The organism is Streptomyces sp. RP5T, from assembly GCF_003933965.1.
Taxonomy (GTDB): Bacteria; Actinomycetota; Actinomycetes; order Streptomycetales; family Streptomycetaceae; genus Streptomyces.
On sequence record NZ_RSAJ01000197.1, the window covers coordinates 1 to 14223 of the forward strand.

At 73.7% G+C, this 14223-nt stretch carries 13 protein-coding genes and 1 pseudogene; 7 read left to right on the forward strand and 7 right to left on the reverse strand.

Annotated features, from left to right (window positions below; genetic code table 11):
• Positions 1-503 (reverse strand): annotated as a pseudogene (locus tag EHS43_RS21155) (hypothetical protein); the annotation flags it as partial.
• A gap of 114 nt (positions 504-617) precedes the next feature.
• Between EHS43_RS21155 and EHS43_RS21160 the strand changes: the two are divergent.
• The gene (locus EHS43_RS21160) at positions 618-1844 is read left to right on the forward strand and encodes a molybdopterin-dependent oxidoreductase (RefSeq protein ID WP_125192339.1); all 1227 of its coding nucleotides are present in this window, start codon (positions 618-620) and stop codon (positions 1842-1844) included.
• A gap of 292 nt (positions 1845-2136) precedes the next feature.
• On the opposite strand, the gene EHS43_RS21170 is transcribed toward EHS43_RS21160, so the two are convergent.
• The 3 genes from EHS43_RS21170 to EHS43_RS21180 all read right to left on the reverse strand — a co-directional run bounded on the left by EHS43_RS21170 (position 2137) and on the right by EHS43_RS21180 (position 4675).
• Entirely contained in the window at positions 2137-2907 is a 771-nt protein-coding gene (locus EHS43_RS21170; protein WP_125192349.1) for a bifunctional 2-polyprenyl-6-hydroxyphenol methylase/3-demethylubiquinol 3-O-methyltransferase UbiG, read from the reverse strand.
• Positions 2908-3359: 452 nt separating this feature from the next.
• Positions 3360-3968 carry a DUF2064 domain-containing protein gene (locus EHS43_RS21175; RefSeq protein WP_125192341.1) on the reverse strand — a complete coding sequence of 203 codons (609 nt, stop codon included), beginning with the start codon at positions 3966-3968 and terminating at the stop codon, positions 3360-3362.
• Complete coding sequence (locus EHS43_RS21180) at positions 3965-4675, reverse strand: glycosyltransferase family 2 protein (RefSeq protein WP_185806343.1); 711 nt, start codon at positions 4673-4675, stop codon at positions 3965-3967. Before EHS43_RS21180 ends, EHS43_RS21175 begins: the two co-directional genes overlap by 4 nt.
• A 103-nt stretch (positions 4676-4778) precedes the next feature.
• On the opposite strand from EHS43_RS21180, the gene EHS43_RS21185 reads away from it, so the two are divergent.
• The gene (locus tag EHS43_RS21185; protein ID WP_125192342.1) at positions 4779-5510 is read left to right on the forward strand and encodes a response regulator transcription factor; all 732 of its coding nucleotides are present in this window, start codon (positions 4779-4781) and stop codon (positions 5508-5510) included.
• Between the two features lie 3 nt (positions 5511-5513).
• The gene (locus EHS43_RS21190; RefSeq protein ID WP_125192343.1) at positions 5514-6626 is read left to right on the forward strand and encodes a sensor histidine kinase KdpD; all 1113 of its coding nucleotides are present in this window, start codon (positions 5514-5516) and stop codon (positions 6624-6626) included.
• Between the two features lie 304 nt (positions 6627-6930).
• On the opposite strand, the gene EHS43_RS21195 is transcribed toward EHS43_RS21190, so the two are convergent.
• From EHS43_RS21195 to EHS43_RS21205, 3 genes are read right to left on the reverse strand one after another with little or no spacing between them, the layout of a single operon-like run.
• Entirely contained in the window at positions 6931-7932 is a 1002-nt protein-coding gene (locus tag EHS43_RS21195) for an NAD(P)-dependent oxidoreductase (protein WP_125192344.1), read from the reverse strand.
• Between the two features lie 52 nt (positions 7933-7984).
• Positions 7985-9433 carry a cell wall metabolism sensor histidine kinase WalK gene (locus tag EHS43_RS21200; RefSeq protein WP_125192345.1) on the reverse strand — a complete coding sequence of 483 codons (1449 nt, stop codon included), beginning with the start codon at positions 9431-9433 and terminating at the stop codon, positions 7985-7987.
• Positions 9430-10104: a response regulator transcription factor gene (locus EHS43_RS21205; RefSeq protein ID WP_125192351.1), complete on the reverse strand. Its 675-nt coding sequence runs from the start codon at positions 10102-10104 to the stop codon at positions 9430-9432. Before EHS43_RS21205 ends, EHS43_RS21200 begins: the two co-directional genes overlap by 4 nt.
• A gap of 175 nt (positions 10105-10279) precedes the next feature.
• On the opposite strand from EHS43_RS21205, the gene EHS43_RS21210 reads away from it, so the two are divergent.
• The 4 genes from EHS43_RS21210 to EHS43_RS21225 all read left to right on the forward strand — a co-directional run.
• Positions 10280-11620: a ferric reductase-like transmembrane domain-containing protein gene (locus tag EHS43_RS21210; protein ID WP_125192346.1), complete on the forward strand. Its 1341-nt coding sequence runs from the start codon at positions 10280-10282 to the stop codon at positions 11618-11620.
• A gap of 10 nt (positions 11621-11630) precedes the next feature.
• Entirely contained in the window at positions 11631-12326 is a 696-nt protein-coding gene (locus EHS43_RS21215) for an FMN-binding protein (protein WP_125192347.1), read from the forward strand.
• A gap of 8 nt (positions 12327-12334) precedes the next feature.
• Complete coding sequence (locus tag EHS43_RS21220; RefSeq protein WP_125192348.1) at positions 12335-13066, forward strand: FAD:protein FMN transferase; 732 nt, start codon at positions 12335-12337, stop codon at positions 13064-13066.
• Between the two features lie 119 nt (positions 13067-13185).
• On the forward strand, positions 13186-14223 hold a 1038-nt coding region (locus tag EHS43_RS21225), incomplete at its 3' end, for an ABC transporter ATP-binding protein (RefSeq protein WP_148104068.1).

The following is a 14223-nucleotide window of genomic DNA, read 5'->3' on the forward strand; positions in this document are numbered from 1 at the left end:
AGCCCGATCCGGTCGAGCAGGACGAAGGTGAGGGTGGCGCCCGGGGGATGGCCGGCGACATGGGCGCCCCAGTTGTCCGGCGCGTCGATCAGGATGTGTCCCGTGAAGTCCCGCAGGGCGGCCGGGATGTCGTGGAAGCTGCCGACGGCCCGGAGGTACTCGTTCCTGCTGGTGAGCTGCCCGGCGACGCCCCGCTGCCAGCCGTCCACGAGGGCCAGGGACCACGTCCAGGCCATGCCCGCGCCCCAGACGGCGAGCAGCAGCGGACGCCAGGCCAGGCGTGCGGCGAGCGAGGGGCCGTACGCCACCACGCCGGCCGCGACGAGCACCGCGGCCGGGGTGCCGGGGCCGACATGCGGATCCCAACTGGCCAGCAGGGGCGGCCAGTCGACCCGGAGCGAGCCGTCCCGGTGCTGGATCGCCCGGCCGACCAGGACGGCGGTCAGCACGAGGAGCGCGGCGCACAGGGCCGCGTACAGGTCACGAAGGAGGTCCCGGTTCACCCGGACGACGCTAGGGCGCGTAACCGCCTCCGGACGGCTGACATGCGACGACGTCAGACTTTCGTCATGGTTCGCGGACCCGTTTCCGGGGTGCCGCGGACCTACCGTCGGGGCATGGCAAGGTCTCCCTTCGCACCCTCCTTCTGGCGCAGTCCGCTGCGCGGCCCCTGGCTCACCTCGGTCCTCGGGCTCGTCCTCCTCGGCGGCATCACGCTGCTGTTCGTGACGGGGCTGCTGTCGTACGCGGCCTACAACCCGGACCTGTCGCCGGTGAACGACAAGACCCCGGGCAAGGGGATCCTCGGCTTCTACCTCTTCTCCTGGCCGACCGACCCGCACTGGCTCTACCGCCTGAACCAGGGGGTCCACGTCACCCTCGGCGTCACCCTGATCCCGGTGCTGCTGGCCAAGCTGTGGTCGGTGGCGCCGAAACTGTTCACGCTGCCGCCCGCGCGCTCCCTCGCCCACGCCCTGGAGCGGATCTCGCTGCTTCTGCTGGTCGGCGGCGCCCTGTTCGAGTTCGTGACCGGGGTGCTCAACGTCCAGCTCGACTACGTCTTCCCGGGCTCCTTCTATCCGCTGCACTTCTACGGGGCGTGGGTGTTCTTCGCCGCGTTCCTCGCCCATGCCGTGCTGAAGACGCCGCTCGCGCTCCGCAACCTGCGTCGGCTCAGGGAGGAGAGAAGCGAGTTGGTGGCACCGGACCCCGCCGAGCCGACCGTGTCCCGGCGGGGGGCGCTGTGGTTCGTCGGGGGCGGCTCGCTGCTGCTGTTCCTCACCACGGCAGGGCGCAGCTTCGACGGCGTCCTGCGCCGCACCGCCCTGCTGGCCCCGCACGGCGGCGGTGAGCCGGATTCCGGGCCGGGCGGCTTCCAGATCAACAAGACCGCCGCGTACGCCGGGATCGACGCGGCGGAGACGGGCGAGGAGGCCTGGCGGCTGGTCGTCGTCGGGCGTGCGGGCCGTACCGTCCGCCTCAGCCGCGCCGACCTGCTCCGGCTCCCGCTGCACAGCTCGGCGTTGCCCATCGCCTGTGTGGAGGGCTGGTCCACCTCCGACCAGTGGTGGCGCGGGGTGCGGCTGCGGGACCTCGCGGCGCTCGTCGGCTACGAGAACGAACCGCCGGACGTCTTCGTCGAGTCGCTGCAACGCCACGGGGCCTTCCGGCGGGCCGCCCTGCGCGCCAACCAGGTCGCCGACCCGCGCTCCCTGCTCGCCCTGTTCGTCAACGGTGAGGACCTGACCCCCGACCACGGCCACCCGGCCCGGATCATCGTGCCCGCGGCACCCGGTGTGCTCAACACCAAGTGGGTGTCGCGACTGACCTTCGGAGACCTGTGATGCGGATCCCTCTCGGCAGTCCCCTCCAACTCCTCCTGCTCGTCTGCTCGTTCGCCCTCGCCGGATATGCGGGGGTGGAGCTGCTCGCGGGGGACCTGTTCGGGATCGCGCTGTGGTTCGTGGGAGCGGCCGTGCTGCACGACCTGGTGCTGCTGCCGCTGTACGCGGCGGCGGACCGGGCGCTGGTGAGGACGGCGGGCCGGCACGTGATGTACGTCCGGGTGCCCGCCGCCTTCTCCCTGCTGCTCCTGCTCGTGTGGTTCCCGCTGATCACCGGTCAGGTCGCGGACCGCTACGCCTCGGCGACCGGCCTGTCCCCGGACGGCTTCCTGGCCCGCTGGCTGCTGGTGACGGCCGTGCTCTTCGGCGCCTCCGCGGTGCTCTTCGTCGTACGGCGGCGCAGCGCGACGAAGGAACGGCCGCCGGCCGTCCACTGATCCACCCGCGTCCAGTCGGCGCGGTCCGCGTACCGCAGCAGGGCCGGGGTGCCGAGCCGGGCCCACGGGAACGGATCGCCGACCGCGCCGCGAGCGTCGGTGACATGCACCCTGACCCGCTCGTCGAGGTCCGGGTCGGTGACCGTCTCGGCGATCAACAGGCCTCCCGGCGCGAGGAGTTGCCGGGTCCGGGTGAGCAGGGCGGTGGGATCGCCGCCGATGCCGATGTTGCCGTCGATCAGCAGTGCGGTGCCCCAACGGCCCTCGCCGGGCAGGGACTCGAAGACGGACCGCCGCAGGGCCTGCCCGCCGAGCGCGACGGTCCGCGCGACCGCCGCGTCGCTCACGTCGATGCCGAGCACCCGCCGGCCGCGGGCCCCGAGCGCGGCGACCAGTCGGCCCGGACCGCACCCGACGTCCAGCACCGCGCCCTCGCAACGCCGCAGCACCTCCAGGTCCGCGGCGTCCGCGGCCGCGCACCAGCGCTCCAGTTCGAGCGGGAGCAGCCATCCGTCGGCCCGGCGCAGGAAGAGGGGCCCCCGGCCGGTGCGCAGGGCCCGCGCATAGGGGTCGGCGGACCAGGTGCCGTCCACCGACGCCGTGCCACCCTCGCGGGCGTCGCCCACCGGGGCCTGGTACGCCCGGGCACCGCCGCCCGGCAGCACCGACCGCAGGCCGGCAGCCGCGCCGGGCCCCGGCTGGGGGCCGGGCTCGTGGAGGGGCGGGCCGCCGTCCCGCCGGCGTCCGATCCCGTCCGCCCGGGAACGCAGCCGGCCGGAATCCCTGCCGGGTGCGGGCCCGTCCGTCGGGGGGTGCGGGTTGCCGGGGTCCCTGTCGTGTCGAGGGCCGTTCGCCTGAGGGTGGAGGTTGCCAGGGCCCCCGCCGGGTCCAGGCCCGGCCGCCTCGGCCGCGATCACCGCGCCGTCGTCCGGCCGATATCCTGCGCCGTCGTCCGGCCGGTGCCCTGCGCCGTCCGTCCCGCTCCCGTCCGTCCCCGGCCCCGTCGGGGGCTCGCCGTCCGGGTGCCCGGGTGCCCCGGCCGCCGTGGGACGGGGCGCGGTGCCGACGCGCAGGCCGCTCACCGCGGCACTCCCGCGAGCCGGGCCAGTTCCGCCGCGAACCGTCCGTGCGGGGCCGCCCTGGCGACCTGTTCCGCGTCGGACGCGGTGTCCACGTCCCGCAGCGGGGGCAGGTCCCGCACCCGCAGGCCGGTGAGCCGGGCGCGCTGGGCCGCGCCGGTGCCGGGGGTCGACATGGGTACCCCGCGCAGCAGGGACGGGTCCGGTTCGGCCAGGCCCAGCGCCCAGAAGCCGCCGTCCTCGGCGGGCCCGAAGTACGCCTCGCAGTCGGCGAAGTCCACCGTGAGCAGCTCCGGCGTCACCTGGGGCGTGTCCATGCCGATGAGCAGGGCCGGTCCGTCGCAGCCCGCGAAGGCCGTGGCCAGCCGCTCGTCGAGGCCGCCCGCGCACTGCCGTACGACCTCGAAACCGGGGGGCAGCCAGGGGCCGGGCGTGCCCTCCAGGACCAGGACCCGGCGCCGGGCCGGGGTGCGGGCCACCACGTCGAGGGTGTCCGCGAGGGACGCCTCGGCCAGCGCGGCCGCCTCCGCGGGTGTGAACGGCGGGGTCAGCCGGGTCTTCACCCGCCCCGGCCGGGGCTCCTTGGCGATGACGAGCAGCGTGGTCACGCCCGCACCCCCGTCCCGGACTCGCCCAGGACCTGGCTCATGTCCCGCACCGCCTGCCATGTGCCCCGCCAGGTGCCCGTCACCTTGGAGGCGCCGGTGCGCGGCCGGTAGGGCACGTCGTGCTCGGCGATCCGCCAGCCCGCGTCGGCCGCCCGCACCACCATCTGCAGGGGGTAGCCGCTGCGCCGGTCCGTGAGGCCGAGGGCGAGCAGCGGCTCGCGCCGGGCGGCCCGCAGCGGCCCCAGGTCGCGCAGCCGCAGACCGGTGCGGCGGCGCAGCAGCCGGGCGAGCGCGAGGTTGCCCGCCCGGGCGTGTGGCGGCCAGGCGCCGCGGGCCTGCGGGCGGCGCCGGCCGAGCACCAGGTCCGCGGCACCGGCCCGCACCTCGGCCACGAACGGCACCAGGTCCGAGGGGTCCAGCGAGGCGTCGCAGTCGCAGAAGCACACGATGTCGGCCGTGGCCGCGGTCAGCCCCGCATGGCACGCGGCGCCGAAACCGCGCCGTTCCTCGCGCACGACGGTCGCGCCGTGCGCCCGGGCGATGTCGGCCGAGCCGTCCGAGGAGCCGTTGTCCACGACGAGCGCGCGCCAGCCGGGCGGGATGCGTTCCAGCACCCACGGCAGGGCCCCGGCCTCGTCCAGGCAGGGCAGCACGACGTCCACGGACGCCGCTTGTTCGTCTACTGAAGGGGTCGTCACGACGTTCACCCTACGAGCATGAACCGGACAAATCAGACTCTCGCTCCTTACGAAACAAGGACGTCGGCCGCCGCCCGCGACACAACCGCGCGCGCGGTGCGAGGCTGGCGGCATGGAGCAGCAGCAGTACGCACAGACCCGGCGCCGGGTCCTCGTCGTCGACGACGACCCCACCGTGGCCGAGGTGGTCTCCGGCTACCTGGACCGGGCCGGATACCTCGTGGACCGGGCCGCCGACGGCCCCGACGCCCTCGCCCGCGCCGCCGCGCACCGCCCGGACCTCGTCGTCCTGGACCTGATGCTGCCCGGCATGGACGGCCTGGAGGTGTGCCGCCGGATGCGGGGGAGCGGGCCCGTCCCGGTCATCATGCTCACCGCCCGCGGCGACGAGGACGACCGCATCCTGGGCCTGGAGGTCGGCGCCGACGACTACGTCACCAAGCCCTTCAGCCCCCGCGAACTGGTCCTGCGCGTCGAGTCCGTGCTGCGCCGCTCCCGGCCCGCCCCGCAGTCCGGGCACCTGGGCGGCGCGGGTCTCTCGCTGGACCCGGCGGCCCGCCGCGCTCTCAAGGACGGCACCGAACTCGCGCTCACCATCCGGGAGTTCGACCTCCTGGCCTTCTTCCTGCGGCACCCCGGCCGGGTCTTCAGCCGTGAGGACCTGATGCGCGAGGTGTGGGGCTGGGACTTCGGTGACCTGTCGACCGTCACCGTCCATGTGCGCCGGCTCCGCGGCAAGGTCGAGGACGATCCGGCCAGGCCCCGCCTGATCCAGACCGTGTGGGGTGTCGGCTACCGCTTCGACGGCTCGCCGGACCCCGACGGCGCACCGACGGAGGTGTGACCCGTGCGCGACACCCTCCTCATCGCCCTCTACGCCTTCCTCGGCGCCGTCGCCGCCGGACTCCTCGGCGCCTGGGTGCTGCTGCTCGTCCGGCGCCGCTCACTGTCCCTGCACCTGACCGTGGTCGCCGCGGTCGGGGTCACCGCGATGCTGGCCGGCACCCTCGCGGTCGCCCAGGCGATGTTCCTGTCCGGGCACGACCTGCGGGTCGTCACCACCGTCGTCCTGATGGCCGCCGTGGTCTCGCTGGCCACCGCCCTGCTGCTCGGCCGCTGGGTCGCCGCCCGCAGCCGGGCCCTCGCGCTCGCCGCCCGCTCCTTCGGCGACGGCGGCGACTTCACCTCGCCCGGCGGTCCCACCACCGCCGAACTCGACATCCTCAGCAGGGAGTTGGAGGCCACCAGCGCCAAACTCGCCGAGTCCAGGGAGCGGGAGCGGGCCCTGGAGTCCTCCCGGCGCGAACTCGTCGCCTGGATCTCCCACGACCTGCGCACCCCGCTCGCCGGGCTGCGTGCGATGTCCGAGGCCCTGGAGGACGGCGTCGCCGCCGACCCCGCCCGCTATCTGCGCCAGATCCGCACCGAGGTGGAACGCCTCAACGACATGGTCGGCGACCTCTTCGAGCTCTCCCGCATCCACGCCGGGACGCTGGCGCTCAGCCCGAGCCGGATCTCCCTGTACGACCTCGTCTCGGACGCGCTGGCGGGCGCCGACCCGCTGGCCCGGGAGCACGGCGTGCGGCTGGTCGGCCACCGGGTGGCGGCCGTGCCGGTCGAGGTGGACGGCAAGGAGATGAGCCGTGTCCTCGGCAACCTCCTCGTCAACGCCATCCGCCGCACCCCCGCCGACGGCACGGTCGCGGTGGCCGCCGAACACCGCGCCGAGGGAGTCGTCCTGTCCGTCACGGACGGCTGCGGCGGCATCCCCGACGAGGACCTGCCCCGCGTCTTCGACACCGGCTGGCGCGGCACCCACGCCCGGACACCGCCGGCCGGGGCGGGACTCGGCCTCGCGATCGTCCGCGGCATCGTGGAGGCCCACGCGGGGCGGGCCACCGTACGCAATGTGCCGGGCGGCTGCCGCTTCGAGGTGGTACTGCCGTCGGCGGCTTCCTGAAGGCCGCCCCCGTCGCCGGGAAAATGGTGGTGCCGCCCGCGGCCGCTTTCTTTCACGGGCGGCACCACCGGTCCACGGCGGGCCAGGGCGTGTTGCGAAAGTCCCGTCGTTCGCCCGAAGGGCGGGCCTCGCGGCGTCAGGTGCGTGCTCTCGGCGTGCCGGGCGGAAGCCCTCGTACTGGATGTACTTGGGCTTTCGCCCGGTGCGGCGAAGGGGGTCCCCCCGTCCGAGCCCTGCGCAGCAGGTTCGAGGATGGGGGCGCGTGCATGGCGTCGCGAGGCAGGCGGGACTTTCGCAACACGCCCTACGCGCCCCGCATCCCGGCGCCCGCGAACTCCCGCATCCCCTCGGCGAACGGCACCTCCGCCTTCCAGCCCAGCTCCGCCCGCAGCCGCGCCGAGTCCGCCGTGATGTGCCGTACGTCCCCGAGGCGGTACTCGCCGGTGACCACCGGTTCGGGACCGCCGTACGCCGCGGCGAGCGCGCGGGCCATCTCGCCCACCGTGTGCGGCTCACCGCTCCCGGTGTTGTACGACGTGAGCGCGCCGTCCGCCGAACCCGCCTCCAGCGCCGCCACGTTGGCCGCGGCCACGTCCCGCACGTGCACGAAGTCCCGGCGCTGACCGCCGTCCTCGAAGACCCGCGGGGCCTGTCCGCGCGCGAGCGCCGAGCGGAAGAAGGAGGCGACGCCGGCGTAGGGGGTGTCGCGGGGCATGCCCGGCCCGTACACGTTGTGGTAGCGCAGGGCCACCGCCGAGCCGTCCGTGGCCCGCGCCCAGGACGCGGCGAGGTGTTCCTGGGCGAGCTTGGTCGTCGCGTACACGTTGCGCGGGTCGACCGGGGCGTCCTCGCCGACCAGTCCCGGGGCGAGGTCCGCGCCGCAGCTCGGGCAGGGCGGCTCGAAGCGCCCCGCGTCCAGGTCGGCCACGGCACGCGGGCCCGGTCGCACGGTCCCGTGCCGGGGGCAGGTGTAGCGGCCCTCGCCGTACACGACCATGGAACCGGCCAGCACCAGCCGCCGTACGCCCAGGTCGGCCATGGCGGCGAGCAGGACCGCCGTACCGAGGTCGTTGTGGGAGACGTACCGGGGGGCGTCGGCGAAGTCCACGCCGAGGCCGACCATGGCCGCCTGGTGGCACACCGCGTCCACCCCGCTCAGGGCGCGGCGCACGGCGTCGGCGTCCCGTACGTCGGACGCCGGGTCGGTGCGGACGTCGTACACCAGGGGCTCGTGGCCGCCCGCCACGAGCGCCTCGACGATCTGGGACCCGATGAAACCGGCACCGCCGGTGACCAGTACACGCATGCCCTCACGCTAGGGCCGGGACCGGCCCGGACGGCCGGGCCGCGCCCTCACGTCACGGCTTCGTAAGACTCAGCGGCAGCGACACCGTGAACACCGTCGCACCCGGCTCGCCGGTCAGCTCGATCGTGCCGCCGTGCGCCCCGACCAGGGAGCGCGCCACCGCGAGCCCCAGTCCGCTGCCGCCCCGGTCCCGGCTGCGGGCCTTGTCGACACGGTAGAAGCGGTCGAAGACCCGCTCCCGGTCGGCGGCCGGGATGCCGGGGCCGGTGTCCGCGATCCGCACCTGCGCGTGCCCGTCCCGCACCCGCACCCCGACCGACACCCGGGTGCCCGCCGGGGTGTGCACGGCCGCGTTGGTGAGGAGGTTGTCGAGGACCTGGCGCACCCGCTGCGGGTCGAGGCGCAGCTTCAGTGCCCGCGGGCCCTCCTCGAAGGAGAGCGGATGGTCCGGGTGGCTCGCGCGGAACGCGTCGGCCGCGTGCTCCACCAGCTCCACCAGATCCACCTCCACGGGCCGCAGCGGGGTCTCCACCTCCGCCGCGTCCAGCCGGGCGAGCAGCAGCAGGTCGTCCAGCAGGAAGCCCATGCGGGCGGCCTCGGCCCGCAGCCGGGCCAGGTGCCTGTCCCGCTCCTCGGGGGCGTTCGCGGCGGCGTACTGGAAGAGGTCCGCGTAGCCCCGGACCGACATCAGGGGGGTGCGCAGCTCGTGCGAGGCGTCCGCGACGAACCGGCGCAGCCGCTGCTCGGCCTCCGCGCGGACCGCGAGCGAGTCGTCGATGTGCTCCAGCATGGTGTTGAACGCCGTCCGCAGTTCCTCGACCTCCGGGCCGCCGCCCCGCTTGTCGGCGCGCAGCGGCAGCCGGGCGGCCGTCTCGGACAGGTCGTGGGAGGCGATGCCGTGCGCGGTGGACGCCATGTCGCTCAGCGGCTTGAGCCCACGCCGCAGCAGTCTGCGGCCGACCACCACGAGCGCCAGCAGGGCCAGCCCGAACGCGATCACCTGCACGGTGATCAGCCGCCGCACGGTGTCGTCGATGTCGTGCAGCGGCGCCGCGCTGACCAGGACCACGCCCGGCTCGACCTCGCAGGCGCGCAGCCGGTAGTCGCCGGCCCCCTGCAGGTGCTCGGTGCGCAGCAGTTCGGTGTGCGCGGCGCTCTGCGCGCCGGCCAGGGCGGTGAAGTCGGCCACGTCCTCGGGCAGGTCGGCGGGGTCCTCGGGCTTGCGCAGCACGGGGGTGCCGTCGGAGACGTCGTACACGGCGTAGAACCAGCTGTAGTACTTCTTGCCGGTGAGCGTGCCGTAGTCCGCGATGCTCTTGGACTGGGCGATCTGGGCCTGGGCGAGCTGGGTGTCGAGCTGGGCCGACAGGTAGTCCCGCATGTACGTGGTCAGCGCGGTGCCCACGACCGCGAACACCACCAGGGCCAGCGCCCCGAGCCCCAGTGCCAGCCGGGTACCGAGCCGCATCCGCCGGTACGCCGACCGCACCCGCCGCATCATTCGGGCGCCTGCCGGATGACGTACCCGAAGCCGCGCACGGTGTGGATCAGCGGTGCCCTGCCGTCGTCGGGTTCGTCCAGCTTGCGGCGCAGCCTGCTGACGACCAGCTCGACGACGTTGGAGCGGCCGCCGAAGCCGTACTCCCACACGTGGTCGAGGATCTGCGCCTTGGTGAGCACGGTCGGCGACTTGCGCATCAGGTACCTGAGGACCTCGTACTCGGTCGGGGTGAGCGTGAGCAGCTTGTCGCCACGGCGCACCTCACGGGTGTCCTCGTCCATCGTGAGGTCGGCGACCCGGAGCACCGAGCGCTGGAAGCCGGGCCCGGCGCTGCGCCGCAGCACGGTCCGCAGCCGGGCCATCAGTTCCTCCACGGCGAACGGCTTGACCAGGTAGTCGTCGCCGCCCCGGGTCAGCCCGGCCACCCGGTCGGCGACCGCGTCCCGCGCGGTGAGGAAGACCACCGGCACCATCGTCCCCGAGCGCCGCAGCCGGTCCAGGACGCCGAAGCCGTCGATGTCGGGCAGCATCAGGTCGAGCACCACGATGTCGGGACGGAACTCGGCGGCACGGCTCAGCGCCTCCTCGCCGGAGTTGGCGGTGACCGCCTCCCAGCCCTCGTAGCGGGCGACCGTCGCCACGAGATCGGCGATCGGCGGGTCGTCGTCCACGACGAGGAGTCGTACTTTTTCCACCCGCTCATAGTGCTGCACAGCGGCCGGAAAGCGGGCGCCGGGTGGGCCCCGGGGTCACATCGATAACCTCTTGAAAGTTGTACGACAGCTGATCGACAGCTATCGCCGGGGAAGCTCGGTAACCCAGGTACCGATCAAGGAGCTTTCTCCCGTGACGACCGTCCAATCGCCCCCTGCGCCCCCCACGGCGATCAAACGCCCCAGGGTGGTGGCCCGCACCGGGCTCCACGCCGTGCTGGCCGCCAACGCGGCCGTGGTGGCCTGGTTCTTCGCCCAGGCCGGGTTCGCCTCCAACGCGCTCATCGTGCTCGGCCGCCTCACCGGCCTGTACGCCGCGCTGATCATGGCCTTTCAGCTGGTGCTGGTGGCCCGGCTGCCTTTCCTCGACCGCCGTATCGGCATGGACCGGCTGACCTCCTGGCACCGCTGGACCGGCTTCGGCATCCTGTGGACGCTCCTCGCGCACGTCGTCCTCATCGCCTTCGGCTACGCCCAGGGCACCGACGTGGGCCCGATCGGAGAGGTCGTCGACCTCGCCGAGACCACCGAGGGAGTGCTCCGCGCGGTCGTCGCGTTCTTCCTGATCCTCGTGGTCGGCGCGGTCTCCGCCCGCTACGCCCGGCGCCGACTGGCCTACGAGACCTGGCACTTCATCCACCTGTACACCTATGTCGCGGTGGTCCTCGCCTTCACCCACCAGGTCGCCGTGGGCACCACCTTCGCCTCCTCGCCCGTCGCCACCGCCTACTGGTACGGCGTCTGGGGCGTCGCGCTCGGCTCGGTGGTCCTCGGCCGCGCGGTGCTCCCGCTGTGGCGCAACTGGCGCCACCAGTTCCGGGTCACCGCCGTCGTCCCCGAGAGCGACCAGGTCGTCTCGATCTACATCAGCGGCAAGGACCTCGACCGACTCCCCGCCCGCGCGGGCCAGTTCTTCCTGTGGCGCTTCCTGACCGCCGACCGCTGGTGGCAGGCCAACCCCTTCTCCCTGTCCGCCGCCCCCGACGGCAGGACACTGCGCCTGACCGCCAAGGCCGCCGGCGAGGGCAGCGCCGCCCTGCGGCACGTCAAGGTCGGCACCCGCGTCTTCGCCGAGGGCCCCTACGGCGCCTTCACCGCCCTGCACCGCACCCGCCCCGAGTCCGTCCTGATCGCGGGAGGCGTCGGCGTCACCCCGATCCGGGCCCTCCTGGAGGAGGTGCAGGGCCACGCCGTGGTCATCTACCGCGTCGGCTCCGACCGGGACGCCGTCCTCTACGACGAGCTGCGCGAGCTCGCGCTCGCCAAGGGCGCCGAACTCCACCTGGTCACCGGCCCGCCGGTGCCCGACAAGCTGGCGGCCGGCGAACTGGCGCGGCTCGTGCCCGACATCGCCGACCGGGACGTCTTCCTGTGCGGACCGCCCCCGATGATGACCGCGGTGCTGGGCAGCCTGCGCGAGCTGGACGTGCCCAGGCCGCAGATCCACTTCGAACGCTTCAGCCTGGCGGGATGAGGAACTGACCGTGAAACGAGCCATACCCGTCGTCGTCCTGAGCATCGCGGGCCTGGTCCCCGTGTGGCTGTACCAGCCCTCGGCCGGCACCTCCACCGCCCAGGCCACCACCCCCGCACCCACGACCTCCTCCGCCGGGACGTCCGGCACGAACGTCGTCACGACCACGACGATCGACACGGAGAAGGGCCCCGTGCAGCTCCAGGTGACCTTCGCCGGTACGAAGATCACCGCCGTGAAGCTGCTCCAGCAGCCCGACCACCCGCAGACCGAGGCCGCCGTGCCGAAGCTGGTCGCGGAGACGCTCCAGGCGCAGAGCGCGGACATCGACACCGTCTCCGGTGCCACGATCACCAGCGAGGCCTACAAGAAGTCCCTCCAGGCCGCGATCGACGACAACGCGAGGACGGCGTCCGCCTCCGCCTCGGCGCCGGCCACCGAGGAGGCGGCCAGGACCGTGGACGGCACCGCGGTCGACACCGAGAAGGGCACCGTCCAGGTCCAGGTGACCTTCGAGGGCGACAGGATCAGCGCGGTGCGGATGCTCCAGCAGCCGGACCACCCGCAGACCGAGGCCGCCGTGCCGAAGCTGGTCGCGGAGACGCTCCAGGCGCAGAGCGCGGACATCGACACGGTGTCCGGTGCGACCATCACCAGTGGGGGCTACAAGGAGTCCCTCCAGGCCGCCATCGACGCGAAGGGCTGATCTCCTCGATGCACCGCGTCGAACACGTCATGGGCTTCCCGGTCTCGCTCCGGGTCGACGACGAGCACGTCCCCGAGTCCGCGGCGGACGCGGTCTTCGCGTGGCTGCGCGAAGTCGACGCCCGGTTCAGCCCGTTCAAGGAGGACAGCGAGGTCTCGCGCCACGACCGGGGCGAGCTGTCCGCGGCCGCGCTGAGCGCGGACCTGCGCGAGATCCTCGCCCTGTGCGAGCACTACCGGGTCGCCACCGGCGGCGCCTTCGACGTACGCCCGCCCGGCCGCCGTCTCGACCCCTGCGCGGTGGTCAAGGGCTGGTCGGTGCAGCGTGCGTCGGAGCTGCTCAGGGCGGCCGGCGCGAGCCGGTTCGTCCTCAACGCCGGCGGTGACGTGGTCGCCGCCGGCGGCCCCTGGCGGGTGGGCGTACGGCACCCCGAGCACGCCGACAAGCTGTGCACAGTGCTCTCGCTCACCGACGGCGCGGTGGCCACCTCCGCGCGCTACGAGCGCGGCGACCACATCTTCGACGCCCGCACCGGCCGCCCGGCGACGGGCCTGCTCAGCCTGACGGTCGTGGCACCGACCCTCACGGAGGCCGACGCGGTCGCCACGGCGGCCTTCGCACTCGGACCCGAGGGCGTCGACTGGGCGGCGTCCCTGGACGGTTGCGAGGTGTTCGCGGTGGACGCGCGGCGACAGGCGCTGCGGACACCCGGCTTCCCCACGGCTGCCGCGGCCGCCTGAACCCGGGCTCGGTGCGCCGTTCGAATGCCCGCAGCACAAGCCGTCTAGACTCTGCGGACGGCCTGCTGGACCGGCCGAATGCGGACAACTTCTGCCAGACCCGAGGGGTATTCGGCGCTTTGATACGGATAGATTCAGTCACCAAGCGGTACCCGGACGGCACGGTGGCGGTCGACCGGCTCTCGTTGGAGATTCCCGACCGCTCGATCACGGTCCTCGTGGGCCCCTCGGGATGCGGCAAGACGACGACCCTGCGCATGATCAACAGGATGGTCGAGCCCAGCGAGGGGACCATCCTGATCGACGGCAAGGACAGCCGGCAGCAGCCGGTCAACACCCTGCGCCGGTCCATGGGTTACGTCATCCAGAACGCCGGTCTCTTCCAGCACCGCACGATCCTCGACAACATCGCCACCGTGCCCCGCCTGCTGGGCTGGAGCAAGGAGAAGGCGCGGGCCCGGGCCCGGGAGCTGATGGAGCGGGTCGGGCTCGACGGGTCGCTCGCCAAGCGGTACCCCTACCAGCTGTCCGGTGGTCAGCAGCAGCGCGTCGGGGTGGCGCGGGCGCTCGCCGCCGACCCGCCGGTGCTGCTCATGGACGAGCCGTTCTCCGCCGTCGACCCCATCGTCCGCAAGGGACTCCAGGACGAACTCCTGCGCATCCAGGACGAGTTGGGCAAGACCATCGTTTTCGTCACCCATGACATCGACGAGGCCGTCAAGATCGGCACGATGGTCGCCGTGCTGCGCACCGGCGGCAAGCTCGCCCAGTACGCGCCGCCCGCCGAGCTGCTCTCCAGCCCCGCCGACGCGTTCGTCGAGGACTTCCTCGGCACCGACCGGGGCATCCGGCGGCTCTCCTTCTTCCCCTCGGCGGGACTGCGGCTGCTCACCACCCCGGTCGTCGCGGTCGACGCCACCGCCGAGCAGATCACCTCCCGCGGCACGGACGCGGCCCCCTACCTCCTCGTCACGGACGTGGACGGCAGGCCCCTCGGCTGGAGCGAGCCGGGGGAGCTCGTCGCGGGTGCTGTCGACACGGCTCGACTGCTGCCGTACGGGCGGCCGTTCGTCGCCGGCACCGACTCGCTGCGGGCCGCTCTGGACTGTGCCGTGCTCTCGCCCACCGGGTGGGCCGTGGGGGTCGACGCCGAGGGG

Coding starts and splice junctions, on each gene's coding strand:
- EHS43_RS21160 (WP_125192339.1), top strand. CDS start 618: ATGGCAAGGTCTCCCTTCGCACCCTCCTTCTGGCGCAGTCCGCTGCGC.
- EHS43_RS21185 (WP_125192342.1), top strand. CDS start 4,779: ATGGAGCAGCAGCAGTACGCACAGACCCGGCGCCGGGTCCTCGTCGTC.
- EHS43_RS21195 (WP_125192344.1), bottom strand. CDS start 7,932: ATGCGTGTACTGGTCACCGGCGGTGCCGGTTTCATCGGGTCCCAGATC.
- EHS43_RS21200 (WP_125192345.1), bottom strand. CDS start 9,433: ATGATGCGGCGGGTGCGGTCGGCGTACCGGCGGATGCGGCTCGGTACC.
- EHS43_RS21220 (WP_125192348.1), top strand. CDS start 12,335: ATGCACCGCGTCGAACACGTCATGGGCTTCCCGGTCTCGCTCCGGGTC.